This is a genomic window from Nevskia sp. (assembly GCF_051860985.1).
In the GTDB taxonomy this organism is placed as follows: Bacteria; Pseudomonadota; Gammaproteobacteria; order Nevskiales; family Nevskiaceae; genus Nevskia.
This window is the reverse complement of record NZ_JBIMKV010000004.1, coordinates 59,312-82,168: the sequence shown is the minus strand read 5'-3', so window position 1 is coordinate 82,168 and position 22,857 is coordinate 59,312. Positions and strand designations below refer to the sequence as shown.

Annotated in this window: 23 protein-coding genes; 8 read left to right on the top strand and 15 right to left on the bottom strand. The window is 70.6% G+C overall.

The annotated features are described in order from the left end of the window. Window positions 1-107: 107 nt before the first annotated feature. From ACTIGJ_RS05355 to ACTIGJ_RS05345, 3 genes are all read left to right on the top strand, one after another. The gene (locus tag ACTIGJ_RS05355; RefSeq protein WP_439639253.1) at window positions 108-1,223 is read left to right on the top strand and encodes a thiamine pyrophosphate-dependent dehydrogenase E1 component subunit alpha; all 1,116 of its coding nucleotides are present in this window, start codon (window positions 108-110) and stop codon (window positions 1,221-1,223) included. A gap of 63 nt (window positions 1,224-1,286) precedes the next feature. Further along, entirely contained in the window at window positions 1,287-2,273 is a 987-nt protein-coding gene (locus tag ACTIGJ_RS05350; RefSeq protein ID WP_439639252.1) for an alpha-ketoacid dehydrogenase subunit beta, read from the top strand. Window positions 2,274-2,320: 47 nt separating this feature from the next. Next, window positions 2,321-3,484: a dihydrolipoamide acetyltransferase family protein gene (locus tag ACTIGJ_RS05345; RefSeq protein ID WP_439639251.1), complete on the top strand. Its 1,164-nt coding sequence runs from the start codon at window positions 2,321-2,323 to the stop codon at window positions 3,482-3,484. A 25-nt stretch (window positions 3,485-3,509) separates the two neighbouring features. On the opposite strand, the gene ACTIGJ_RS05340 is transcribed toward ACTIGJ_RS05345, so the two are convergent. The 5 genes from ACTIGJ_RS05340 to ACTIGJ_RS05320 all read right to left on the bottom strand — a co-directional run bounded on the left by ACTIGJ_RS05340 (window position 3,510) and on the right by ACTIGJ_RS05320 (window position 6,279). Then, window positions 3,510-3,983: a hypothetical protein gene (locus ACTIGJ_RS05340; RefSeq protein WP_439639250.1), complete on the bottom strand. Its 474-nt coding sequence runs from the start codon at window positions 3,981-3,983 to the stop codon at window positions 3,510-3,512. A gap of 94 nt (window positions 3,984-4,077) precedes the next feature. Next, window positions 4,078-4,680 carry an RrF2 family transcriptional regulator gene (locus ACTIGJ_RS05335; protein ID WP_439639249.1) on the bottom strand — a complete coding sequence of 201 codons (603 nt, stop codon included), beginning with the start codon at window positions 4,678-4,680 and terminating at the stop codon, window positions 4,078-4,080. 53 nt (window positions 4,681-4,733) lie between these two features. Beyond that, a complete protein-coding gene (locus ACTIGJ_RS05330; RefSeq protein WP_439639248.1) occupies window positions 4,734-4,973 on the bottom strand; it encodes a hypothetical protein in 240 nt (79 codons plus the stop codon). 13 nt (window positions 4,974-4,986) lie between these two features. Continuing rightward, the gene (gene trxC / locus ACTIGJ_RS05325) at window positions 4,987-5,412 is read right to left on the bottom strand and encodes a thioredoxin TrxC (protein ID WP_439639247.1); all 426 of its coding nucleotides are present in this window, start codon (window positions 5,410-5,412) and stop codon (window positions 4,987-4,989) included. A 105-nt stretch (window positions 5,413-5,517) separates the two neighbouring features. Then, entirely contained in the window at window positions 5,518-6,279 is a 762-nt protein-coding gene (locus ACTIGJ_RS05320; RefSeq protein ID WP_439639246.1) for an SDR family NAD(P)-dependent oxidoreductase, read from the bottom strand. 210 nt (window positions 6,280-6,489) lie between these two features. Between ACTIGJ_RS05320 and ACTIGJ_RS05315 the strand changes: the two genes are divergently transcribed. Both ACTIGJ_RS05315 and ACTIGJ_RS05310 read left to right on the top strand, forming a co-directional pair. Further along, window positions 6,490-7,416 (top strand): AraC family transcriptional regulator N-terminal domain-containing protein, encoded by a 927-nt coding sequence (locus ACTIGJ_RS05315; RefSeq protein WP_439639245.1) that lies wholly within the window; start codon window positions 6,490-6,492, stop codon window positions 7,414-7,416. 50 nt (window positions 7,417-7,466) lie between these two features. Continuing rightward, window positions 7,467-7,871, top strand: a complete 405-nt coding sequence (locus ACTIGJ_RS05310; protein WP_439639421.1) for a GNAT family N-acetyltransferase — start codon at window positions 7,467-7,469, stop codon at window positions 7,869-7,871. 37 nt (window positions 7,872-7,908) lie between these two features. Here the strand turns inward: ACTIGJ_RS05310 and ACTIGJ_RS05305 are convergent, their stop codons facing one another. Next, window positions 7,909-8,739 (bottom strand): cupin domain-containing protein, encoded by an 831-nt coding sequence (locus ACTIGJ_RS05305; protein WP_439639244.1) that lies wholly within the window; start codon window positions 8,737-8,739, stop codon window positions 7,909-7,911. 123 nt (window positions 8,740-8,862) lie between these two features. Between ACTIGJ_RS05305 and ACTIGJ_RS05300 the strand changes: the two genes are divergently transcribed. Beyond that, window positions 8,863-9,291 (top strand): organic hydroperoxide resistance protein, encoded by a 429-nt coding sequence (locus tag ACTIGJ_RS05300; RefSeq protein WP_439639243.1) that lies wholly within the window; start codon window positions 8,863-8,865, stop codon window positions 9,289-9,291. Window positions 9,292-9,419: 128 nt separating this feature from the next. Beyond that, window positions 9,420-10,481: an alcohol dehydrogenase gene (locus tag ACTIGJ_RS05295; protein ID WP_439639242.1), complete on the top strand. Its 1,062-nt coding sequence runs from the start codon at window positions 9,420-9,422 to the stop codon at window positions 10,479-10,481. A 34-nt stretch (window positions 10,482-10,515) separates the two neighbouring features. Here the strand turns inward: ACTIGJ_RS05295 and ACTIGJ_RS05290 are convergent, their stop codons facing one another. From ACTIGJ_RS05290 to ACTIGJ_RS05275, 4 genes are all read right to left on the bottom strand, one after another. Then, window positions 10,516-11,373: a 2-keto-4-pentenoate hydratase gene (locus tag ACTIGJ_RS05290; RefSeq protein ID WP_439639241.1), complete on the bottom strand. Its 858-nt coding sequence runs from the start codon at window positions 11,371-11,373 to the stop codon at window positions 10,516-10,518. A 46-nt stretch (window positions 11,374-11,419) separates the two neighbouring features. Beyond that, on the bottom strand, window positions 11,420-12,343 hold the full coding sequence (locus tag ACTIGJ_RS05285; protein WP_439639240.1) for an alpha/beta fold hydrolase: 924 nt from the start codon (window positions 12,341-12,343) through the stop codon (window positions 11,420-11,422). Next, entirely contained in the window at window positions 12,340-13,128 is a 789-nt protein-coding gene (locus ACTIGJ_RS05280; RefSeq protein WP_439639239.1) for a class II aldolase/adducin family protein, read from the bottom strand. The genes ACTIGJ_RS05285 and ACTIGJ_RS05280 overlap by 4 nt, the downstream gene beginning before the upstream one ends. Before the next feature lie 139 nt (window positions 13,129-13,267). After that, window positions 13,268-14,398, bottom strand: a complete 1,131-nt coding sequence (locus ACTIGJ_RS05275; protein WP_439639420.1) for a pyridoxal-phosphate-dependent aminotransferase family protein — start codon at window positions 14,396-14,398, stop codon at window positions 13,268-13,270. A gap of 378 nt (window positions 14,399-14,776) precedes the next feature. Here ACTIGJ_RS05275 and ACTIGJ_RS05270 point away from each other — a divergent pair, with 378 nt between their 5' ends. Continuing rightward, complete coding sequence (locus ACTIGJ_RS05270) at window positions 14,777-15,514, top strand: DUF2461 domain-containing protein (protein ID WP_439639238.1); 738 nt, start codon at window positions 14,777-14,779, stop codon at window positions 15,512-15,514. A gap of 78 nt (window positions 15,515-15,592) precedes the next feature. Here ACTIGJ_RS05270 and ACTIGJ_RS05265 read toward each other — a convergent pair whose 3' ends face one another. From ACTIGJ_RS05265 to ACTIGJ_RS05245, 5 genes are all read right to left on the bottom strand, one after another. After that, window positions 15,593-17,074 (bottom strand): DUF5666 domain-containing protein, encoded by a 1,482-nt coding sequence (locus ACTIGJ_RS05265; protein ID WP_439639237.1) that lies wholly within the window; start codon window positions 17,072-17,074, stop codon window positions 15,593-15,595. Window positions 17,075-17,172: 98 nt separating this feature from the next. Further along, window positions 17,173-17,478 carry a DUF3240 family protein gene (locus tag ACTIGJ_RS05260; RefSeq protein WP_439639236.1) on the bottom strand — a complete coding sequence of 102 codons (306 nt, stop codon included), beginning with the start codon at window positions 17,476-17,478 and terminating at the stop codon, window positions 17,173-17,175. Next, a complete protein-coding gene (locus tag ACTIGJ_RS05255) occupies window positions 17,475-20,558 on the bottom strand; it encodes an efflux RND transporter permease subunit (RefSeq protein ID WP_439639235.1) in 3,084 nt (1,027 codons plus the stop codon). The genes ACTIGJ_RS05260 and ACTIGJ_RS05255 overlap by 4 nt, the downstream gene beginning before the upstream one ends. After that, window positions 20,555-21,619, bottom strand: coding sequence for an efflux RND transporter periplasmic adaptor subunit (locus ACTIGJ_RS05250; protein WP_439639234.1), 1,065 nt, complete (start codon window positions 21,617-21,619; stop codon window positions 20,555-20,557). Before ACTIGJ_RS05250 ends, ACTIGJ_RS05255 begins: the two co-directional genes overlap by 4 nt. Before the next feature lie 29 nt (window positions 21,620-21,648). Beyond that, a complete protein-coding gene (locus ACTIGJ_RS05245; protein WP_439639233.1) occupies window positions 21,649-22,857 on the bottom strand; it encodes a TolC family protein in 1,209 nt (402 codons plus the stop codon).

Genomic DNA, 22,857 nt, shown 5'->3' with positions numbered 1-22,857 from the left:
GGAAGCCCGGTCGGCCGCCATTTCAAGCGGCAAATCCCGCGTGCTACCGTCGGCCGGCAGATCGCGAACCCGCGTCATGCGGGCCATGCCCCCGCCCGGAGCGCACGATGATCGAACCGTCCCCGGCCACCACCCGCGTGGCCGCCTTCGAGGTCTTCCTGACCCGCTACCTGAACCCGGACGGCAGCCTGACCGCCGATCCACCCGCCTTCGCCCGCGACCGCGCGCAGGCCCGGGCGATGTACGCGCTGATGGTGCGCACCCGGCTGTTCGACAAGAAGGCGGTGGCGCTGCAGCGCACCGGCCTGCTCGGCACGTACGCGGCCGTGCTCGGCCAGGAGGCGATCGGCACGGCGATCGGCCATGCGCTGGCCGCCGAGGACATCTTTATTCCCGCCTATCGCGAGTACGCCGCCCAGTTCGCGCGTGGCGTGCCGATGCACGCGATCCTGCAGTACTGGGGCGGCGACGAGCGCGGCATGGCCTATCCGGAAGGCACGCCGAGCCACCACGACTTCCCGCTGTCGGTGCCGATCGCGACCCATGTGCCGCATGCCATCGGCGTGGCCTACGCGATCAAGCTGAAGCAGGAGCGGCGCGTGGTGCTGGCCTCCTGCGGCGATGGCGCAACCTCCAAGGGCGACTGGTACGAAGCGATCAGCGCGGCGCGCATCTGGAACCTGCCGATCGTGTTCCTGGTCAGCAACAACGGCTGGGCGATCTCGATGCCGAGCCACCGCCAGACCGGCGCCGCGACCTTCGCCCAGAAAGGCCTGGCCGGCGGCCTGCCGAGCGAACAGGTGGACGGCAACGACGTGATCGCCACCCGCGCCGTGCTGTCGGCCGCCATCGAACGGGCCCGCGACGGCGGTGGCCCGAGCCTGATCGAAGCGCTGACCTACCGGCTGCACGACCACACCACCGCCGACGACGCCCGCCGCTACCGCGCCGAAGCCGAGGTCGCGGCAGCCTGGGAGCGCTGCCCGGTGAAGCGCTACAAGGCCTATCTGGAAGCGGCCGGCTTCTGGTCGGCCGACGACGAGGCGGCGCTGATCGCCGACGGCACGGCCGCTGCCGAAGCGGCGGCGCAGACCTTCCTGAACCTGCCGCCGCAGGCGCCGGAAGCGATCTTCGATCACCTGTATGCCGAGCTGCCATTGTCGATGCGCTGGCAGCGGGACGAGGTCCGGGCGCGTGGCCCGGTCGACGGAGGACATGGATGAACATCCTGATCACGCGCCGCGCCGTCGCCGGCGCGGACTTCCCGACGATGCCGGAGCGCTGCCGTGGCTGACCTCGCGCTGATCGAAGCGGTGAACCTGGCGCTGGCGTCGGAAATGCAGCGCGACGCGCGCGTCGTCGTGCTGGGCGAGGACATCGGCCGCAACGGCGGCGTGTTCCGCGCCACGCTGGGCCTGCTCGACCGCTACGGCCCGGAGCGCGTCATCGACACGCCGCTGGCCGAAATGCTGGTCGCCGCGATGGCGATCGGCCTGAGCACGCAGGGCATCCGCGCCGTGGCCGAAATCCAGTTCTCCGGCTTCCTGTATCCCTGCCTCGACCAGGTGGTGAACCACGCCACGCGCTACCGCAACCGCACGCGCGGCCGGCTCAGCTGCCCGCTGGTGATCCGCGCGCCGAACGGCGGCGGCATCCACGCGCCGGAGCATCACTCGGAATCGCTGGAAGCGACCTTCGCGCATCTGCCCGGCCTGAGAGTCGTCGCGCCGAGCAGCCCGGCGCGCGCCTACGGCTTGCTGCTGGCGGCGATCCGCGATCCGGACCCGGTGATCTTCCTGGAGCCGACGCGGCTGTACCGGCTGTTCAAGCAGCCGGTCGAGGACAGCGGCGAGGCGCTGCCGCTCGACACCTGCTTCATCGACCGCTCGGGCACCGACATCACCCTGGTCAGCTGGGGCGCGATGATGCACGACACCCGCCTGGCGGCCGACCGGCTGGCCGAGGACGGCATCAGCGCCGAGATCGTCGACGTGGCGACGCTGAAGCCGCTGGATCTCGACACCATCCTCGACAGCGTGGCCAAGACCGGCCGCTGCGTGATCGTCTCGGAATCCGCCCGCGCCGGCGGCTGGGCATCCGAGATCGCCGCCGGCCTGGCCGAACACGGCCTGCTCAGCCTGTTCGCGCCGGTCATGCGGGTGGCCGGCTACGACACGCCGATGCCACTGGCCCGACAGGAACGCGTCTACATCCCGGATGTCAGCCGCATCCTCCACGAGGTGCGCAAGGTGTTCGAGATGGCGCCGCGCTGATCCCGTCACCGCGCCTTGCGCAATCCCTCTTTTTCGAGACCGCGAACATGTCCATCTTCAAGCTCCCCGACCTCGGCGAAGGCCTGCAGGAAGCCGATATCCGCGAGTGGCACGTCAAGGTCGGCGACCGGGTCGCCATCGACCAGCCGCTGGTCGCCGTCGAGACCGCCAAGGCGGTCGTCGAAGTGCCGAGCCCGCAGGCCGGCGTCATCGCGCGGCTGCACGGCGCGGCCGGCGACACCATCGAAGTCGGCAAACCGCTGGTGGAATTCGAAGGAAATGCCGCCGCCGCAGCCGCACCTGGCGACGGGCCGGCTGCCGACCACGGCGGTGCCCGCAGCGGCGCGATCACCGACACCGGCACCGTGGTCGGCGCGATGCGCGCCGGCAGCGACGTGGTCGCCGAAAAGGCCACCCAGGTCGGCGGCAACGGCACTGGCCTGAAGGTGATTCCTGCGGTGCGGGCGCTGGCCCACCGGCTCAACGTCGATCTCAGCATCGTCACACCCAGCGGCCCGGACGGCATGATCACCGCCGCCGACGTGCAGCGCGTGCACCGGGTGCTGACCGATGTCGGCCCGCTGGAAAAGCTGAAGGGCCCGCGCAAGGCGATGTCGCGGGCGATGAGCCAGGCCCGCGATGAGGTGATGCCGACCACCGTCACCGACGACGCGGTGCTGCACGCCTGGACCACGCCGCAGGACCTCACCGTGCGGCTGATCCGTGCGCTGGTCGCCGGCGTGCAGGCGCAGCCGGCGCTGAACGCCTGGTACGAAGCCAGCGAGATGGGCCGCCGCGTGCTCGACAAGATCCACCTCGGCGTCGCCGTCGACACGCCGGACGGCCTGTTCGTCGCGGTGCTGCAGGACGTCGCCAGCCGCAGTGCCGAGTCGCTGCGCAGCGGCCTGCAGAACATGAAGGACGCCGTGCGCTCCCGGAACGTGCCGGCCGAGGAACTGCGCGGCTACACGATCACGCTGTCGAACTTCGGCCGCTTCGGCGGCAAGTACGCGACACCGGTGATCCTGCCGCCGACCGTCGCCATCGTCGCCGCCGGCGCCATTCGCGACGCTGTCGTGCCGGTCGACGGCCAGATCGTGATCGCCCGGGTGCTGCCGCTGTCGGTGACCTTCGATCACCGCTGCGTCACCGGCGGCGAAGCGACGCAGTTCCTGGCGGCGATGGTGGCCGATCTGCAGCGGGCCACCTGAGATCAGGTGACCGGCGGCCGCGCGCTCAGCGACGCCAGCGCCGAACCGCCAGCACGCCGAGGACCGTGCCGATCAACTCGCTGCCGGCCACCAGCGCCGACGACAGCACGAAGCGCAGACGGAAGGCGCCGGGCGGCACGCACATGACGTTGTCGGGCGACACCAGGAGGTAGTGGTTGATCACGCCGAACAGCAGCGAGGCCAGCATCGCGCCGGTGTAGAGGATGGCGGCGCCGGGCCGGGCCCGGGTCCAGAGCAGCGCCGTGGCCAGCAAGGGCAAGGTGACGATGACGAGCCCGACGAAGGCGGTCTGCAAAGGGCTCAGCGGCACCGGCACCGCGAGGTGGGCACTGCCGTGCCAGAGCGCGATGGCGCAGTGGAGCACGGCGACGACACTGAGAACGACCGCCCGCCGGCGTTCGCCGACAACCATTGCGCCGCCGCCATCGGCATTCCCGCTCCGCTGCCCGTTGCTGCCGTACTGGTCGATGCTGCTCATCGTGATCGCTCCCCGGTTCGCCGATCGTCGGTGTTCGCCCCTGGCACGGCGTCTTGCCGGGGTGATGTCTGGAAAATGAAGCGGCCGAAGCGCCTCACGGTGTGCCGCGCCGCCGTGGCCGCGCGGCCCGCGCGTCCGTTTCGGTGGCGCGCTTGCCGGTGCCGCGTGCCAGGCCATCGCCGGCACGGGCCTTGAGCCGCGCCTGCAGCCGGTCACCGAGCCACACGCGGACCTCGCCATCGAGGCCGGCCGGGGCCTTGCGCGCCACGGTGCCGGCCAGATCGGCCAGCGAGCTGCCGGCCAGCTCGTCGCGCATGCGCTGTTCGGCGCGCAGCATCACCGCGTGGATGGAGCAGACGCCCTGCGTCGACCAGGCCGGCGCCCGACCCTTGAACAGCGCACAGCGGCTGCGGATTTCCTGGCACTCGAACAGCGGCTTGCGGCCCTCGATGGCGTCGACGACCGCGAGCACGCTGATCTGCGCCGCCGGCCGGGCCAGCCGGTAGCCGCCGTGGATGCCCGGCGTGGCGCTGACGATCCCGGCCTTCTCCAGGCGCGGAAAGATCTTGGCGACGAACGACGGCGACACCCCCTGCAGCTCGGCCAGATCGCGGCTGCTGGCCGCGGCGGCGCCCGGCTCCGCCAGCCACAGCAGGCAGTGCAGACCGTATTCGACGCTGGTTCCGAGGTGAGCCATAACGCGGACAGTATTAGTCCGCGTTCAAGACCGCAAGCCCGCAGGACGTCACTTCAGTCGCCAGTCCTGTTTCCCGCCAGCTCATCGGGCGGGTCGACGGCCCGATCGTCGGCCCAATCGTCGGCAATGGGCAGGCCGGCGGCATTGCGCAGGAACTGGCGCTCGTAATGACGGTTGCGGTGGCTGCGCTTGGCATTGGCGCGCTTGTCCTGGCGCTTGTCGACGACCAGATCGGCCAGCCCGCTCAGGTCATCGAGGGTGGCGATGTCGGCGGGCGAATTGCGGCGCGTCATGACGCTGCGGCCGTCAGGCGATCGCGCGACGCATCCACTGCAGCAGCGCCGGCAGCGGCAGCGCGCCGGACTGGCGGGCGATCTCGCGGCCGCTGCGGAAGGCGATCAGGGTCGGGATGCTGCGGATGTTGAAGCGGGCGGCAAGCGCCGCTTCGGCTTCGGTATCGAGCTTGGCCAGCCGCGCCTGCGGCTCGATCTCGGCGGCGGCGCGCTCGAAGCTCGGCGCCATCGACAGGCAGGGACCGCACCAGGGCGCCCAGAAATCGACGATCAGCGGCAGTTCGCCGCGCGTCAGCTGGGCATCGAAATTGGCCGCCGTCAGCAACAGCGGCCGGGCGCTGAACAGCGGCGACTTGCAGCGGCCGCAGGTCGGCGCGTCTGCGAGACGCGGCTCGGGAACGCGGTTGACGGCATTGCAGCTCGGACAGGCGATCAGCATCGGTGGAGCGGGTGTGGGGCTTGCCGGAAAGCTGGGACGATTCGCGCCGGATTAAAGCCCCCGCGCGCATCGTCCCGCCGGCAGCCGACCGACCGGCCGCCGGCTTCAGATGCCCTGGCCGCCGGACACCTCGATGCGCTGGGCATTGACCCAGCCGTTGGCCGGGCCGAGCAGGCTGGCGATCATCGGGCCGATGTCATCCGGCAGGCCGACGCGGCCCAGCGCCGTCATGCCGGCAAAGAACTGGTTGAAGGCCGGCGTGTCGCGCACCGCGCCGCCGAAGAAATCGGTCTCGATCGCGCCTGGCGCCACGGTGTTGACGGTGATTCCGCGGCTGCCGAGTTCCTTGGCCAGATAGACGGTCAGCACTTCGACCGCGCCCTTGGCCGCCGCGTAGACCGACCAGCCGGGCGCCGACACGCGGGTCAGCCCGGACGACAGGTTGACGATCCGGCCGCCGTCGGCCAGCAGCGGCAGCAGCGCCTGGGTCAGGAAGAACACGCCCTTGAAATGCACGTTCACCAAGGCGTCGAACTGGGCCTCGGTGGTGTCGGTCACCAGCGCCACTTCGCCATGGCCGGCGTTGTTGACCAGGTGGTCGAAACGATCGCGCTGCCAGGTATCGCGCAGCGCGCTGCGCAATTGCTCGACGAAGGCCGGAAAGCTGGCGACGCGGCCGGTATCGAGCGGCAGCGCCACCGCCTTGCGGCCCATCGCGTGGATCTCGGCAACCACCGCTTCGGCCTCGGCGCGGCGCTGCTGGTAGGTGATGACGACATCGCCGCCACTGCGGGCAACGTGCAAGGCGGTGTTGCGGCCAAGGCCACGGCTGCCACCGGTGATCAGGGTGAGGGTCGGTTGGGACATCGGGGTTCTCCGGTCGCGCGGCCGGCAGGTCTGCCGGCCGCTTGGATGGGGGTGCGGGGGGTGCGGCGGCGGCGGCCTTGCTGGCCAGCCGTTACCGTGGCCACAGCTTGGCCAGCGCGGCGGCAGGCGTCGTTACCGGAAACTCGGCATGACTTGCCTGATCCTCCGAAATTGACTGCAACGTCATCAGCAGGCCGCTACCATCCGGCCATGTCCGATGCCCTGCGCCAGACCGTGCTGCGCCAGTTCGCCACCGTGCCCGTGCCGGCCACGGGCACGGCGGTGCTGTCGCCGATCGATGGCCTGATGCTGATCCGCGCGGCAGCACCCGGCGGCATCGAGCACGCCATCGCCCGGCCACTGGCCTGCCTGGTGCTGCAGGGCCGCAAGCAGGTCACCACCGGCGCACGGACCCTGGCCTTCGGCGCCGGCGATTCGCTGCTGATCAGCGCCGACATGCCGACCAGCAGCCAGATCACCGGCGCCCCGTATCTGTCGCTGGTCATCGATCTCGATTTCGCGCTGATCGCCGAACTGGTCGAGGACATGCGCAGCGCCGATGCCGGTGATCCGACGGCGGTGGCGGATCGAGAATCGGCGCTGGCGACGGCGGTCTGCGTCGAACCCACGGACGCCGAAACCGCCGATGCCGCGCTGCGCCTGCTGCACTTGCTTGATCGTCCGCAGTCGATTCCGGTGCTGCGGGCGGCGCTGATGCGCGAGCTGCATTACTGGCTGCTGGCCGGCCGGCATGGCGCGGCGATCCGCCGGATCGGCGCGCCGGACAGCCAGGCGCACCGCGTGGCCCGGGCGGTAGCCCTGCTGCGCCAGGACTACGGCCGGCCGCTGCCGGTCGAGCGGCTGGCGGCGATCGCCGGCATGAGCCCGTCGTCGTTCCATGCCCATTTCCGGGCCATCACTTCGCTGTCGCCGCTGCAGTTCCAGAAGCAGCTGCGGCTGATCGAGGCCCGCCGGCTGATGATCGCGCAGGGCATTCCGGCCAGCCGCGCGGCGTTCGCCGTCGGCTACGAAAGCGTGCCGCAGTTCACCCGCGAGTACCGCCGCCTGTTCGGGCTGCCACCAGGGCGGGATGCCGATTCGATGCGCCAGTCGATGCGCAGCAGCGTGGCCGCCTGATGGCCGCCAGCGACGAACTGCGGCTGCCGCGCGAGGCCAGCAACAGCAGCCTGCCGTACCGGATCCACCCGGTGCGGCCGGTCGACAGCGAGGACTGGCAGCGGCTGCGCAACCTGCTCTGGGACGACGAGGAAGACGGCCACGAGTACGAGATCGAGCGCTACTTCCTCGGCAAGTTGATCGAGCCGAACGAGGTACTGATCGCGCGTACGCCGGATGGCAGGGCGGTCGGTCATATCGAGCTGTCGGTACGCCGCAACCTGCGCCGCCTGCCGGGCCGGAATACCGGCTATGTCGAGGGCCTGTACATCGAGCCGGCCCATCGGCACCGGGGCCTGGTGGTGATGCTGCTGCGCGCCGGCGAACGCTGGGCGCGCGAGCGCGGCTGCAGCGCGTTCGCGTCGGACCGCGAGGAGCGGCTGATCGTGCACCGCCGCTTCGGCCGGGCCGTCTGAACGCAGCTGTCCGGCGGCCGCGTCGAGGATCGCGGCGTCAGCCCTGCTGTTGCTGCCGCCACTGGCGGGGCGACAGCCCGGCGTGCGTCTTGAACACCCGCGACAGCGCCGCTTCGCTGCCGTAGCCGACCTCGTCGGCCACCTGCTTCAGCGGCCGGCCGCGCAGCAGCGCCTGCTGCGCCAGCCGCAGCCGCCACTGCTGCAGGTAGGCGCCCGGCGTGCTGCCGACCGCCTCGTGAAAGGCGCGCGCGAACGCGCTGCGCGACATCCCGGCCCTTGCCGCCAGCGTGTCCAGCGTCCACGACCGGGCCGGCGATTCGTGCATCGCCACCAGCGCCAGCCGCAGCCGGGGATGGGCCAGCCCAGCCATCATCCCGACCTCGGTCCGGCCCTGTTCCATCAGCTGCCGCAGCACCTGGATCAGCAGCACCTCGAACAGCCGATCGAGCACGGCCTGGCGGCCGCAGTGCTGCTGGGCGGCTTCGTCGAACAGCAGCGCCAGCACGGTCTCGCCGCCGTGCAGCGCCGCCAGCGGCAGGCAGCTGACGGCCGGCAGCGCGCGGGCCATCGGATTGCCGGCCCCACCGCTGAACTGCAGTGCCGCGCAGGTGAAGTCGGCGCCGCTGTCCGGATCGGTGACGAAGCGATGCGCCAGCGGCCGCGGATAGAGCAGCAGGCTCGGCTCGCGGATGGCGATCGGCGCACGGCCTTCGCCGTGCTGTACGTCGACCCGTCCCCGGCGAATCAGGTGCAGCTGGCCAGCGCTGCCGCTGCCGTCCAGATCGGTGACGCCGCACAGCACGCCGGTCTGGAAGACGCGGGCGCTGACCGGGAACTGTTCGAGCAAAGCGGCCAGGCGATCGGTCATTGAAGGACGATTGATCAAGTATTGAAGACGAATTGCAACTTATCGTACTTGGACCCGGTGCACAGTACCCCTGCCCCGCCGGACTCACCCCGAGCCCACCGGCACAACGAAAGGAGATCCACCATGTCCATCGCCAAAGTCCTCTACACCGCCGAAGCCACCGCCACCGGAGGCCGCGAAGGCCACGCCGTGTCGTCCGACCAGGTGCTGAACGTGCAGCTGTCGACGCCGCGCGAACTCGGCGGCGCCGGCGGCCCCGGCACCAACCCGGAGCAGTTGTTCGCGGCCGGCTACTCGGCGTGCTTCCTCGGCGCGCTGAAGTTCGTCGCCGGCAAGGCCAAGGTGGCGCTGCCGGCCGACACCACGATCACCGGCCGCGTCGGCATCGGCCAGATCCCGACCGGCTTCGGCATCGAGGCGGAACTGCGCATCCACGTGCCCGGCCTGGCGCGCGAGCAGGTGCAGACGCTGGTCGACCAGGCGCACATCGTCTGCCCGTACTCGAACGCGACGCGCGGCAACATCGACGTGCGGCTGGTGATCGTCGACTGAGCGCCGCCGCCCCCAAGCCGGCCCGCATTGGAATATTCACCAAGCCGGGTTCCGGCGCTGCCGGGAAGTGTCTAGCGTTCACCGCCGATGCCAGCACAACAGAACACCGGCCACGGGGAGAGCGAGACATGAAGGCAGCGGTTTACTTCGGCGCGGGCGACATCCGCTGCACCGACATCGACGATGCCCGCCTGCAGGCGGATCACGAGCTTCTGGTCCGGGTCACCGGCACCTCGATCTGCGGCTCGGATCTGCACCTGTACCGTGGCGCGCTCGACGCGATCATGGAAAAGGGCAAGTCGCAGACCGGCCATGAGCTGATCGGCGAAGTGCTGGAGGTCGGCCGCTCGGTCACCCGCTTCAAGCCGAAGGACCGGATCAGCATGGGTTATTCGGTGTCCTGCGGGCACTGCTTCATGTGTGCGGCGGGCCAGACCGCGCATTGCGAAACCAGCCACAGCGCCGTCTACGGATTCGGCGTGCCGTTCGGCAACATCAATGGCACCCACGCCGAGGCGCTGGTGCTGCCGCATGCCGAAGGCCACGCGCTGCGCATTCCGGACGGCATTTCCGACGAGGCGGCGGTCACCCTGTCCTGCAACCTGCCGTCGGCGATCATCGCCAACCGCCTCGCCGCGATCGAGGTCGGCGAAACCGTGGCCCTGATCGGCTGCGGGCCGACCGGCCTGATGACCCTCGACATCGCGCTGCAGCGCGGTCCGGGCCGGCTGGTGGTGCTCGACCGGCTGGATTACCGGCTCGACATCGCCCGTCGGCGCGGCGCGATCGCCATCAACATCGGCGACGAGGACTGGAAGACCCGGGCGCTGGCGGAAACCGGCGGGCGCGGCTTCGACAAGGTGATCGAAGTGGTCGGCTCGCCGGAATCGCTGCAGATGAGTCTCGACCTGGTGCGCGCCGGCGGCACCGTGGCCGCGATCGGCGTGTTCTGCGATTCCACCTTCAATCTCGATCTCGCCAACGTGTTCCTGCGCAACATCAGCCTGCACATGAACGGCTTCGCCTCGGTGCAGCCGTTCATGGCCGATGCGCTGCGGCTGATCGCCTCCGGCGTCGTCGAGCCGGAAAGCTACTTCACGCACCGCTTCCCGCTGTCCCGCATCGACGAAGCGTTCCGGACCTTCCACGACAAGCAGGACGGTGCGATGAAGATGCTGATCCGGCCCTGACCCGGCCCAGAGCCTGCGCCGGCCGCGTTGCCGATCAGCGCAGCCGGAGTTCGACGCTGCCGATGCCGGCGAACGATGCCGTCAACCGTTCGCCGGCGGCGATCGGGAAGGCGCGCGTCAGCCCGCCCGTCATCACCCGATCGCAGGGCCGCAGGGATTCGCCGTGCACCGCCAGCGCATTGGCGAGCCAGGCCAGGGCCCGCACCGGATCGCCGAGCGCATCGGCGCCAACGCCGAACGCCAGCACGCCATCGCTGCCGCGCAGCTCGACGACACAGGTCTTCAGGTCGAGCTGCGGCGTGAACGCCACCGGCGCGCCGAGCACGCAACGCGCCGACGAGCTGTTGTCGGCGATGTTGTCGCGCAGCGTGAACTGGTAGGCGTGGTATCGGGTATCGACCACTTCCAGACTCGGATAGACCTTGGCGATCGCCGCTGAAGCCGCCGCTTCCGTGCAACCGGGTCCCTGCAGCGGCGCGCCGAGTTCCAGCGTCAGCTCCGGTTCCACCCGCGGATGCACCAGCTGCCCGGCCTCGATAGTGACCGGCGAGGGTCCCAGCACCATGCCTTCGCCCAGCAGGCCGTAGTTCGGTTCGGCAATTCCCATCTGCTCACGCATCGCCCGACTGGTGTAGCCCAGCTTGTAGCCGACCCGGGCGCGACCCAGATGAGCAAAGCGCAGCCGGGTGATGGTGTAGGCCTCGGCGATGCTCAGATCCGGCACCTGCTCGGTCAGCAGGCGGATACGCCGACCCTCGCGCTCGGCCGTCGCCAGTTCGTGCGCCAGCCGCTGCAGCAGCGCATCACGACGCGGATCATCGGCGGGCACATCCGGGTTCTGGGGCATGGCGTGGCTGGTCGCGGTCTTGGCGATCGACAGGTCTGACGGCAATACGGTTCGATATCCGGCCACGGAACAACCCGGGCGTGAAGGCGCGCTACTCGCGCGACAGCCGCTGGTGGAACGCCAGCAGCGCATCCAGCACTGCCTCCGGCGCCTCGGTCTGCGGGTAGTGGCCGACATCGGGCAGCAGGGTCACGTCCGGGTTCGGGATCAGCTGCCGATAGCGCTCGACCATGTGGGCGCCCGAGATCGGATCGAGCGCGCCATCGATCAGGTGCAGCGGCACTGCAGTGGTCTGCAGCGCGCCGACCCAGCGGTCGCGGTGGGCGCGCCGTTCGAGGATGTATCGGATCAGCCGGTGCAGGCGCCGGTGGCCGTGGTCGTGCGCAAGCAGCGACCAGAACACCGTCAGTTCCTCGGCCGACGGCTTGGTCCGCGGGCCGAATACCAGCGAAAAGCTCGGCATGAAGCGCTTTTCGCTGATGGTGGCCGCCACCAGCGGCCCGAGCCGCGACAGCAGCAGCTTCTGGGCGCGCGAGGCGCGGTGGGTCTCGGGAAACAGCCCGCCGTTGAGCAGCACGCAGGAGACGATTTCCAGCGAGCGATCGCCGAGCGCGCGACGTTCGGCGTCGCGGGCCAGCAGTTCCTGGGCGACGGTATCGCCGACGTCGTGGGCCAGCAGGTGCACGCGGCGCACGCCGCGATCGCGCAGCAGCGCTTCGGCGATGTCGGCCTGGGTGCTGATCGGGTAATCCTGCCCGGCCGGCTTGGCCGAAAAGCCGTAGCCGAGCATGTCGAAGGCCAGCAGATGACCGAAGCGCTGGGTCAGTCCGGCCCAGATCGGGTACCAGTCGAACGAGGCCGTCGGGAAGCCGTGCAGGCACAGCAGCGAGCTGGACTGGTCGATCGCCGCCCCGGCTTCGCGGACGAAGATGGCGTGGCCGCGATGGTCGAAGCGCTGGCCGGCCGCCCGCCACTGCGCCAGCGCCGCGAGGCTCAGCGCGGCGATGCCGCTCACGTGCGGTAACTGGGGTCGACGCGGTCGAGCTTGCGCAGCAGGCCGGGCCAGACGAGGCTCGCGCCCTGTCCGCGCGTCGCTTCCTTCAACTGGCGCATGCCGCCGTCGAGGATGTCCTGCGGAATCATCAGCAGGTTGTCGACATTGGCGCCGCCGGCGCCCATGGCCCGCACCTGGATGTTGCAGGCGCTTTCGAAGATGTACATCGCCACCCAGGCTTCGGCGACCGAGCTGCCGACCGTCAGCAGGCCGTGATTCTTCAGCATCAGGTAGCTGTTGCTGCCGAGATCGCGGACCAGACGCGGCTTTTCGTCTTCCAGCAGCGCCACGCCTTCGTAGTCGTGATAGCCGAGGTTCGACATCACGAAGATCGACTGCTGGCTGATCGGCAGCAGGCCTTCCTTGCGCGCCGACACCGCCACGCCATTGGCGGAATGCACGTGCAGCACGCACTTCGCATCCTCGCGCGCGGCGTGCACCGCCGAATGGATCACGAAGCCGGCCGGATTGATCGGATACGGCGACTCCAGCACCTGCCGGCCTTCGAGATCGACCTTGACCAGGCTCGACGCGGTGATCTCGTCGAACAGGAAGCCGTAGGGGTTGATCAGGAAATGGTGCTCCGGCCCCGGCACGCGGGCGGAGATGTGGGTGAACACGAGATCCGACCAGCCGAACATCGCGACCAGCCGGTAGGCGGCGGCGAGATCGACCCTGAGCTGCCATTCCTCGGCCGACACCTTGCTGCGCACTTCTGGAATCACAAGCTTTTCGAGGGCGGTCATGGCGGTCTCCTGCGTCCGGTGTCGGTGTCGTCGTGGCCGGGACGATGCCACAGCCCATGAGAAACGGGCAGCCGGGTCATCCCCGGACTGCCCGTCGGATGTCTGCGCACGGGGCCTTGCCGCCGCCCGGCGCGATCGCTCAGACCGCCGCTTCGGCCTTCCGCACCGTCGAGCGCGTGCGGCCGCTGACCTTGGCCAGCGCGTTCAGCAGCAGATCGACATGGCGTTCGGTGCAGCTCTGGCCCATCAGGCCGATGCGCCAGACCTTGCCAGCGAAATCGCCGAGGCCGGCGCCGATCTCCACACCATGGTCGTTGAGCAGCTGGCCACGACCGGCGGCGTCGTCGACCCCGTCCGGAATCCACACCGAGTTCAGCTGCGGCAGCCGCTCGCCCTTCGGCACCACGTACTTGAAGCCGAGGTCCTCGAGACCTTCGGCCAGCAGTGCATGGATGCGCGCATGGCGCGCCCAGCTGGCTTCCAGGCCTTCCTCGTGCAGCATCCGCAGCGCTTCGTGCAGGCCGAACAGCGCGTTGACCGGCGCGGTGTGGTGATAGGTGCGGCGCGCCGTGGCATTGCCGCCGCTGCCCCAGTAGCTCATCACCAGCGCCAGGTCCTGGAACCACGACACCACCGGCACCTTGCGGGACTTGACCCGTTCCACGGCGGCCGCCGAATAGCTGACCGGCGACAGCCCCGGCGGCGCCGACAGGCACTTCTGGGTCGCTGAGTACACCGCGTCGATGCCCCAGGCATCGACTTCCAGCGGCACGCCGGCCAGCGACGTCACCGCATCGCAGAGCGACAGCGCGCCATGGGCGCGGGCGATCGCGGCAATGGCTTTCGCGTCGGTCAATGCGCCGGTGGAGGTTTCCGCCTGCACGAAGGCCACCACCTTGGCGCCCGGGTTGGCCTTCAGCGCCGCCTCGACATCAGCCGGATCGACCGCCCGGCCCCACGGCGTGGCGACCTTGACGACCCTGGCGCCGGCCCGCTCGGCCATCGCGCAGATGCGGCCGCCGAACACGCCGTTGACGGCGACGATGATGGTGTCGCCTGGCTCGACCAGATTGACGACGCTGGTTTCCATGCCGATCGAGCCCGGCGCGGAAATCGCGAAGGTCAGGTCGTTCTCGGTACGGAAGGTCGCGCGCAGCAGCAGCTTGATCTCGTCCATCAGGCGCACGAACTCGGGATCGAGATGGCCGATGGTGCCCTGCGAGGCCGCTGCCAGCACACGCGGGTGGACATCCGACGGGCCCGGCCCCATCAGCACCCGCTTCGGGGCGCTGAAGCCGCCGATGCCGGCCAGACCGGAGCTGAGAAGTGGCGTTGCGGGAGCGGTGGGCGTCGGCATTGGATGACCTGTCGGTGAGCGTCGGTGGCGGGCGGTCGAGGCAGCGGCGGCAGCACCCGGCACATCGCGCGTCTCGACTCGACGGTCCGGGCAGACTTTCAAATAGGCTTTTATTAGCCGAAACAAGCCACTAGAGCCTGTCGCGGCCGCGCAGTACATGCCTGCCGCGCGCCGACGTCAAGCCATGTGCGCGCAGCGCAGCCGCGCGGTTCCGGCTTTCCGCAGCCGATGCCGCTTGGAATGGCGGGGTCATTGCGGCATCGTCCATCCACTTCCCCGCCCGGACCGGTCATGCCGAAAGCCACGCCGTACTTCACGCCCGCCACGCTGCAGTTCCTGCGCGACCTGGCCGCCAACAACAGCCGCGAGTGGTTCACCGCCCACAAGCGCGACTACGAGCAGCAGGTGAAGCTGCCGTTCCTGCGCCTGATCGGCGATCTCGATGCGCCGCTGAAGGCGATCAGCGCCCAGTACGTGGCCAATCCGAAGCCGGTCGGCGGCTCGATGTTCCGCATCCATCGCGACACCCGCTTTGCCGCCGACAAGACGCCGTACAAGCCCTGGGCCGGCGCCAGCTTCTATCACCAGGCCACGCGCGCGGTGATCCGGGGCGGCGATGCCGACCAGGGCACCATGGGCCGGCTCGACGCGCCCGGCTTCTACCTGCACATCAAGCCCGGCGACAGCTTCTGCGGCGGCGGCATCTGGCATCCGCAGCCGGAAACCCTGAAGCGCATCCGCACCTACCTGGTCAACAACCCGGCCAGCTGGAAAGCCGCCACCCGCTCGGCCGCGTTCCGCAAGACCTTCGGCGACCTCGGCGGCGACAGCGCCAAGCGGGTGCCGGCCGGCTACGACCCGGCGCACGAGCTGATCGACGACATCAAGCGCAAGGACTACATCGCCTCGGTCGCGCTCGACGACGACACCCTGCTCGCCCCGGACCTGCTGAAGCGCATCGTCCGCCACTACGAGCAGGTCGGCCCGCTGATCGACTGGCTGTGCGGGGCGCTGGATCTGGACTACTGAGCCGGCGGCGCCAGACCAGACGACCCCGCCGAAGCGGGGTCGACCAGCGGCCAGCCGCCGACTGCTGCAGGCAGGGCTTCAGTCCTCAAGCTCGAAGCGCAGACCGGTGACCGCGTTGCCGGCGCCGAGCGTGCCCTTCACTTCCAGCCGCTGGCCGACGCTCAGGCCGTTCCAGAACTGATCGGCGGTAAGCGGGTGGTCGTTGCGGCTGCCGTAGTAGCGGGCGCTGTCGGACGGGGTGACGACATAGCCGTTGAGGCTCATCTGGCGGCTGCCGGGCGCGTCGACGAAGGCACTGACGCCGCCTTCGATCTCGAATTCGCCGATCCGGCCGTCGCCGTCGGCGCGGTCGTCGAAGGCGACCTTGGTCGCGTACAGGCGGCCGGCTTCGACGCGCGTCGAGCGGAACTTCACTTCGACGTAGTCGCCGACCCGCAGGTCAGCCAGCGTGGCATCGCTGTCGTCGCGATCGAAGACGGTGGCGCTGTCGACGAAGTAGCCGGTGCCGCCCAGTTCGAAGGTACCGGCGGCGGCATCAACCGCCGACAGCGCGCCCTTCACTTCGCCGTCGGCGCGGCCATCGCCACCGCGCCGCTGCTTGACCTTCACGTCGCGGGCAAGGATCAGGCTGGCGTCGGCAGCATCGAAGCGGCCTTCGACTTCGATCCGGGCGCCGTCGACCAGCGTGCCGCGCACCCGGGCACCGGCGTAGGACACGCGGTAGCCGAGCGCCCGGAAAGTCTGGGCAGCGGGATCGAGATCCGACACCGGGCCTTCCACTTCCACCTCGGCGCTGCGCTGGCCTTCGGCGCGCTTCACCTCGACGCGGCTGGCGGTCAGCAGGCTGCCGTCCAGCGTGCCGTTGACCTCGACGCGAACGCCATCGGCAAGCAGGCCTTCGACGCTGGCACCGGCGTAGTCGACCTGCAAACTGCCGATGCCGAAGCGGCGCGCACTGCTGTCGAGGCCGGCGATGTCGCCGTACAGCTCGATGCCGGTATAGCCCGGCTGGCCGGCACGCAGGCGCTTGCGCTCGATGCGGGTCGCGAGAATCGCGCCCGATGCCTGCCGGGCGCCGGACACCTCGACGTAGTCGCCGGCCGCGAAGTCGGCGAGCGTCAGGCTCGAATAGCTGTCATCGGCGTTGTCGTCGTACAGCTGCGTCAGCGCGTCGACCTGCACGGTCTGGCCAGCTACCACCAGCGTCGAGGCGGCCAGGTCGATGCTGCTGACGGCGCTTTCCACTTCGATGCGGACGTCGGTCGCGGTGACCGTGTAGGCGCTGAGCCCGGCGGTCTGGCCGCGGGTGCTGGCGACGATCACATCACCGGGCTGGACATCGGCGATCGAGCCGCTCTTGCCGTTGACGGTGACCGGGCCGCTGACGGTCATCGCCGCGCCGCCGAGGCTCAGGGCGCCGGGGCTGCCGGACACCACGCCGGCCACCGAAGCCGGCGCCAGCGTGGCCTCGGCGGTGCTGCCACCACCGCCGCCGCAGGCGCTGATCAGGGTCATCGCCACCAGGCTGGCAAACGGCAGGCGCAGGGGAATCGGGTTCATCGCAATCTCCTCGTGACAACGGAATGGAAGGTGTTATCGGCGTGGGCGGCGGCGGGCTGCCGCAGCGGCCTGCTCGAAGAACGATCCACCGCCGGCGTTTATTCCCCGGCCAGCAGCAGGATTCGCTGCAGCGGTGCCGCCAGCGCCGGATGGGCGGCGAAGCAGCGGTCGACCTCGGCGGCGATGCGCGCCGCGTCGGTTCGGCTGGCGAACAGCTCGAAGCGCAGGCGCTGCCGCCGGCCGCGCACCTGCTCGCGCCGGTTGCGGTACGGCGCGGTTCCGCCCGCCAGTTCGACCGGCGTCTGGTACCAGCCCTCGGCCAGGCCCAGCCCGGCCAGCAGGTCGGCCAGCCGCTCGGCGCTTTCCGGCTCGGCCATCAGCAGCAGCATCACGTCGGCGTTCATGCCGGCACTCCAGTGGTTGCGACCCGGCCGAAGGCGTGGCGCAGGTACAGGATCGGCAGCAGGATCAGGGTCAGCAGGGTCGAGCTGATCAGCCCGCCGATCACCACGATCGCCAGCGGCCGCTGGATCTCCGAGCCCGGCCCGGTGGCGAACAGCAGCGGCACCAGGCCGAGCGCGGCGATCGCCGCCGTCATCACCACCGGCCGCAGCCGGCGCGCCGCGCCCTGCACCACCGCCTCGTGCAGGCTCAGGCCATCGGCGCGCAGCTGGTTGAAACAGGTCACCAGCACGATGCCGTTCAGCACCGCGATGCCGAGCAGCGCGATGAAGCCGACCGAGGCCGGCACCGACAGGTATTCGCCGGACAGGCCCAGCGCGAACACGCCGCCGATCATCGCGAACGGGATGTTCAGCAGCACCAGCGCGGCCTGACGCAGCGAGCCGAAGGTCGACAGCAGCAGCAGGAAGATCAGGCCGATGGCGATCGGCACCACGATCGACAGCCGCCGCGCGGCGCGCTGCTGGTTCTCGAACTCCCCACCCCAGCTCAAGCTGTAGCCGGCATCGAGCTTCACCGCCGCCGCGACCTTGGCCTTGGCCTCCTCGACGAAGCCGACCAGATCGCGGCCTCGCACGTTGGCGATCACCACGACATTGCGGTTGCCGAGTTCGCGGTTGACCTGCACCGGGCCCTCGACGCGCTCCAGCCGGGCGACCGCCGACAGCGGCACGGTTCTGCCATCGGCCAGCGCGATCGGCAGCTGGTCGAGCAGCGACGGCGTGGCGCGCAGCGTCTCCGGGCCTTTGAGCGTCAGCGCCAGACGGCGGCCGTCGCGATGCACGGTACCGACCCGGGTGCCTTCGATCTGCGCGCGCAGCAGCGCTTCCAGCGCATCGACCGACAGGCCGAGGCGGCCGGCCGCCGCCAGATCGACCGCGATTCGCAGGTACTGCACGCCGCTGTTGGCGGTGTAGTAGACGTCTTCGGCGCCGTTCAGGCCGCGCAGTTCGGCGGCGATTGCCTCGGCCTTGGCATTGAGCTGGCCGAGGTCTGGCCCGAACAGGCGGATTGCGACATCGCCTCGGACGCCAAGGATCATTTCCGAAACCCGCATCTGGATCGGCTGCGTGAAGGCGTAGGCGACGCCGGGGAAATCGGCGAGCACCTTGCGGATCTCGTCGGCCAGCACGTCCTTGTCCGGGTTGCGCCATTCCTTGCTCGGCTTCAGCGCCAGGAAGGTGTCGGTCTGGTTCAGGCCCATCGGGTCAAGGCCGATCTCGTCGGCGCCGGCGCGGGCCACCACCATCGCCACTTCCGGCACGCGCGCCAGCAGCGCCTGCTGGAAGCGGCTGTCGAGCGCCAGCGACGCATCCAGCCCCACCGACGGCAGCTTTTCCAGCTGCACGATCAGGCTGCCCTCGTCCATCGTCGGCAGGAAGGTCTTGCCGATGCGCGCGTAGACGATGCCCGCCGCCAGCAGGCCGATCAGCGCCGTGGCGATCACGGCTTGCGGCCGGGCCAGCGCCCGCAGCAGCAGCGGTGCGTAGAGCGCGGCGAGCTTGCGGACGATCCACGGCTCGGCGTGCGCGCCGTCGTGCAGCAGCCGCGCGGCCAGCACCGGAATCACCGTCAGCGACAGCAAGAGCGAGGACGCCAGCGCGAACACGATGGTCAGCGCCACCGGCGCGAACAGCTTGCCTTCCAGCCCTTGCAGGGTCAGCAGCGGCAGGAACACCAGGATGATGATGACGATGCCGACCGCGATCGGGCCGGCCACCTCGCGCACGGCGCGGGCGATCTGGAAATCGCGCGGCCGGGCCGGGTCCGGCACCGCCAGCCGGGCGACGATGTTCTCGACCACCACCACCGCCGCGTCGACCAGCATGCCGATGGCAATCGCCAGCCCGCCGAGGCTCATCAGGTTGGCGCTGATGCCGAACAGCCGCATCAGCAGGAAAGTGCTAAGTGCCGACAGCGGCAGGATCAGCGCCACCGCGACCGCCGCACGGACATTGCCGAGGAAGGCCACCAGCAGCGCCAGCACCAGCACCACCGCCTCGATCAGCGATTTCGACACGGTGTCGACCGCGCGGCTGACCAGGTCGCCACGGTCGTAGAAGGTCTGCACGGTGATGCCTTCGGGCAGGGTCGGCCGCAGTTCGTCGAGCTTGGCGCGCACGCCGGCCACCACTTCGCGGGCATTGGCGCCGCGCAGGCCGAGCACCAGGCCTTCGACCGTCTCGCCGCTGCCGTTGCGGGTCACGCCGCCGTAGCGGGTGACGCTGCCGATGCGCACCTCGGCGACCTCGCCCAGCCGCACCACGCCGCCCTCCGCTTCGCTGCGCAGCACCACGGCGCGCAGGTCATCGAGCGTGCGCAGGCTGCCCTCGGTGCGCACCAGCAGCGTTTCCTCGCCTTCGCTCATGCGCCCGGCGCCGTCGTTGCGGTTGTTCGCGGCCAGCGCCATCTGCAGCTTTTCGAAGGAGAGGCCGCGCGCCGCCAGGGCCTGTGGCGATGGCACCACCTCGAAGCTTTCGACGTGGCCGCCAAGCGCGTTGACATCGGCCACACCGGGCACCGTGCGCAGCGCCGGGCGGATCGTCCAGTCGAGCAGCCGGCGGCGTTCGGCGAGGCTGGCGGTGTCGCTTTCGATGGTGAACATGAACATCTCGCCGAGCGGCGTGGTCAGCGGCGCGACACCGCCGGAGACGCCGGCCGGCAGGTCGGCCATCACGCCGTTCAGACGTTCGGCCACCTGGTTGCGCGCCCAGTAGATGTCGGTGCCCTCAAGGAAATCGACGGTGATATCGGCTAGGCCGTACTTGCTGGTCGAGCGCAGCATCGACTGCTTCGGCAGGCCCAGCATCTCGACCTCGATCGGCGCGGTGATCCGCGCCTCGATCTCCTCCGGCGTCATGCCCGGCGCCTTCAGGATGATCTTCACCTGCGGGCTGGAGACATCCGGGAAAGCATCGACCGGCAGGCTCAGCCAGGCCAGCACGCCGGCTGCGGCCAGCGCCAGCGCCAGCAGCAGCACCGCCAGCGGCCGGACCAGCGCGAATTCGATCAGCCGGTTCATTCGCCGCCTCCGTGGCCGGCGAACGCGCCCTTGATCGCGATCACTGCGCTGGCCGCCACCTGGTCGCTGGCGCGCAGCGCGCCGTGCACGATGCTACGGCCGTCGCCATGGCCGTCGACCGTGACCGGCACCGCGCGGAAGCCGGTCGCCGTGCGCAGATAGACGCGGCTGCCGCCGGCCTCGCCGACCACGGCGGAGGCCGGCAGCGACCAGCCATCAGCCGCCGCGCGGCGCACTTCCACCTCGACGATCTGGCCCGGCCGCAGCCCGCCGCCGGCGGCCTCCAGTTCGGCGCGCAGCTGCACGCTCTGGGTGCCGGCGCCGGCATCGACGCCGATCGCGATCACCCGAGCCGTGGCCTGCGCCGTGGCGCCACGGCCCTGCACCGCCAGCCGATCGCCGACCGCGAGCGCGGCGGCGGCATCGACCGGCACCTGCACCTCGAGCAGCAGGCGGTCGAGACGGGCGATGCGGAACAGCGGCGCGCCGGCCTCCACCCGCTCGCCGATGCCGGCACTGCGCGCCAGCACCACGCCGTCCTGCGGCGCGCGCAGGGTCAAGGCGCTGCCGACGCCACCTTCGCCAGCGGCGGCACCGGCCAGCTTCAGGCGCTGAGACGACTCGGCCAGCTGCGCGGCGGCCACCGCGTGCCGGCTGCGGGTCTCGTCCATGCGCCGCGCGGCGATGATGCCGTCGGCGAACAGCGCGGCGTCGCGGTCGCGATCGGCGCGGGCCAGCCGCTCGGCCGCCTGCAGCTGCAGGTGGCTGGCCTTGAGGCTGCCGAGGTCGGCGCTGAACAGCGTCGCCAGCGGCTGGCCGGCACGCACCGCATCGCCGATGCCGACCTGCAGCGTCTCGATGGTGCCGGCCAGCGGCGCCACCACCGCCCGCTCGGCTGTCGCCGGCAGGCTGACGCGGGCCGGAAAGCGCAGGCCACCGGCCTCTGCCGCCGGCTGCGGCGCCACCAGCCGCACGCCGAGCGCGGCCACCTGGGCAGCGCTGATCGTCACTTCATCCGTACCGGCATGGCCGGCCAGCGGCAGCAGCAAGGCCAGGGACAACCACAGTGTTCGACGGTTACGGCAGGACTTCACGGCATCACTCCCAGGATCTGGTTCAGGCGGGCGATGGCCCGCCCGTGTTCAAGTTCAGCGGCGGCGGCATCGCCCAGCACGCCGCGCGCGCGGGTTTCGGTCAGCAGCCGCTCGGCGAGCCCGATCTCGCCGACCGCAAAGGCCTTGGCGGCGTGGGCCAGCTCGCGCTCGGCCAGCGCCGCCCGCTGGCGCAGGCGGTCGCGCGCCTCGGTGGCGGCTTCGAATTCGTGCTCGGCCTCGTGGTGCAGGTACTGGTAGCGGCGCTCGGCCAGCGCCAGCTCGCTTTCCGCCTGCGCGGCAGCGACGGCAGCCGCCGCTTCCGGCGCCCGCGAGGCGGCCGTGATGCCGAGCGGAATGCTGATGCCGACGCCGATGCTGGCGACGTTGCCGTTGTCCGGCCCGCCGAGTTCGTTGCGGGCGCCGAGCGTCAGTCGCGGATTTCCGCCCCGGCTGCGGCGCGCGAACTCGGTCTCGGCGCGGGCGCGGGCCAGCTGGGCGGCAAGCGGCGCCAGCAGCGGATGACCGCCATCGGCGCGCGGCTGGCCGACCGCTTCGGTGAACGCCGCCGGCAGCCGGTCCAGCCCGGTCAGCAGCCGGTAATTCAGCTCGGCGTGGACGCGGACGATGTCCGCTTCCTGCCGCCGGGCCTCGCGATCCAGCCGCCAGTCGCGGGCCGGAATCTCGTCGGCGGCCGCCTGATCGCCCACCGCGATGCGCCGCTGCACCGCCGCTTCCAGGCGGCGCGCAGCGTCCAGCGCCGCATCGGCAACCGCGACACGGACCCGGGCGATGGCCACCGCCCACAGCGCTTCGCGCACCTCGCCAGCCACACGCAGTTCGCGGCTCTGGCCCTCGGCATCGCGCTGGGCCTTGCTGCCGGCGGCCAGCCGCGCCGCCGCGTCGCGCTGGCCGATGCGCCAGATCGGCAGTTCGACGCCGCCTTCGGTTTCGCGGATGCCGCTGCGGCCGAGCGGGCCGCTGTCCTGCCAGCGCAGGGCCAGCGCGACATCGCCGGCCAGCAGGCTGCCGGCGCGGGCTTCCAGCAGCCGCGCTTCCTCGCGCCGCGCGTCGACCACCGCCGCTGCCGGATCGCGGGCCAATGCCGCATCGACCACGGCCGGCAGGTCGAGCCCGCCGTCCGCGCTCAGCTCGGCGGATTCGGCAGCGGCCGGTGTGGCCTCGGCCACGGCTTCGGCTGCGGCCAA

What these genes read in the sequence shown, in the direction of transcription:
- ACTIGJ_RS05355 (WP_439639253.1), top strand. Translation starts at nt 108, where the DNA reads ATGATCGAACCGTCCCCGGCCACCACCCGCGTGGCCGCCTTCGAGGTC.
- ACTIGJ_RS05295 (WP_439639242.1), top strand. Translation starts at nt 9,420, where the DNA reads ATGAAGGCAGCGGTTTACTTCGGCGCGGGCGACATCCGCTGCACCGAC.
- trxC (WP_439639247.1), bottom strand. Translation starts at nt 5,412, where the DNA reads ATGCTGATCGCCTGTCCGAGCTGCAATGCCGTCAACCGCGTTCCCGAG.
- ACTIGJ_RS05265 (WP_439639237.1), bottom strand. Translation starts at nt 17,074, where the DNA reads ATGAACCCGATTCCCCTGCGCCTGCCGTTTGCCAGCCTGGTGGCGATG.
- ACTIGJ_RS05275 (WP_439639420.1), bottom strand. Translation starts at nt 14,398, where the DNA reads ATGGGGCCGGGCCCGTCGGATGTCCACCCGCGTGTGCTGGCAGCGGCC.
- ACTIGJ_RS05320 (WP_439639246.1), bottom strand. Translation starts at nt 6,279, where the DNA reads ATGTCCCAACCGACCCTCACCCTGATCACCGGTGGCAGCCGTGGCCTT.
- ACTIGJ_RS05330 (WP_439639248.1), bottom strand. Translation starts at nt 4,973, where the DNA reads ATGACGCGCCGCAATTCGCCCGCCGACATCGCCACCCTCGATGACCTG.
- ACTIGJ_RS05305 (WP_439639244.1), bottom strand. Translation starts at nt 8,739, where the DNA reads ATGACCGATCGCCTGGCCGCTTTGCTCGAACAGTTCCCGGTCAGCGCC.
- ACTIGJ_RS05315 (WP_439639245.1), top strand. Translation starts at nt 6,490, where the DNA reads ATGTCCGATGCCCTGCGCCAGACCGTGCTGCGCCAGTTCGCCACCGTG.
- ACTIGJ_RS05340 (WP_439639250.1), bottom strand. Translation starts at nt 3,983, where the DNA reads ATGAGCAGCATCGACCAGTACGGCAGCAACGGGCAGCGGAGCGGGAAT.
- ACTIGJ_RS05300 (WP_439639243.1), top strand. Translation starts at nt 8,863, where the DNA reads ATGTCCATCGCCAAAGTCCTCTACACCGCCGAAGCCACCGCCACCGGA.
- ACTIGJ_RS05345 (WP_439639251.1), top strand. Translation starts at nt 2,321, where the DNA reads ATGTCCATCTTCAAGCTCCCCGACCTCGGCGAAGGCCTGCAGGAAGCC.
- ACTIGJ_RS05335 (WP_439639249.1), bottom strand. Translation starts at nt 4,680, where the DNA reads ATGGCTCACCTCGGAACCAGCGTCGAATACGGTCTGCACTGCCTGCTG.
- ACTIGJ_RS05270 (WP_439639238.1), top strand. Translation starts at nt 14,777, where the DNA reads ATGCCGAAAGCCACGCCGTACTTCACGCCCGCCACGCTGCAGTTCCTG.
- ACTIGJ_RS05255 (WP_439639235.1), bottom strand. Translation starts at nt 20,558, where the DNA reads ATGAACCGGCTGATCGAATTCGCGCTGGTCCGGCCGCTGGCGGTGCTG.
- ACTIGJ_RS05280 (WP_439639239.1), bottom strand. Translation starts at nt 13,128, where the DNA reads ATGACCGCCCTCGAAAAGCTTGTGATTCCAGAAGTGCGCAGCAAGGTG.
- ACTIGJ_RS05260 (WP_439639236.1), bottom strand. Translation starts at nt 17,478, where the DNA reads ATGAACGCCGACGTGATGCTGCTGCTGATGGCCGAGCCGGAAAGCGCC.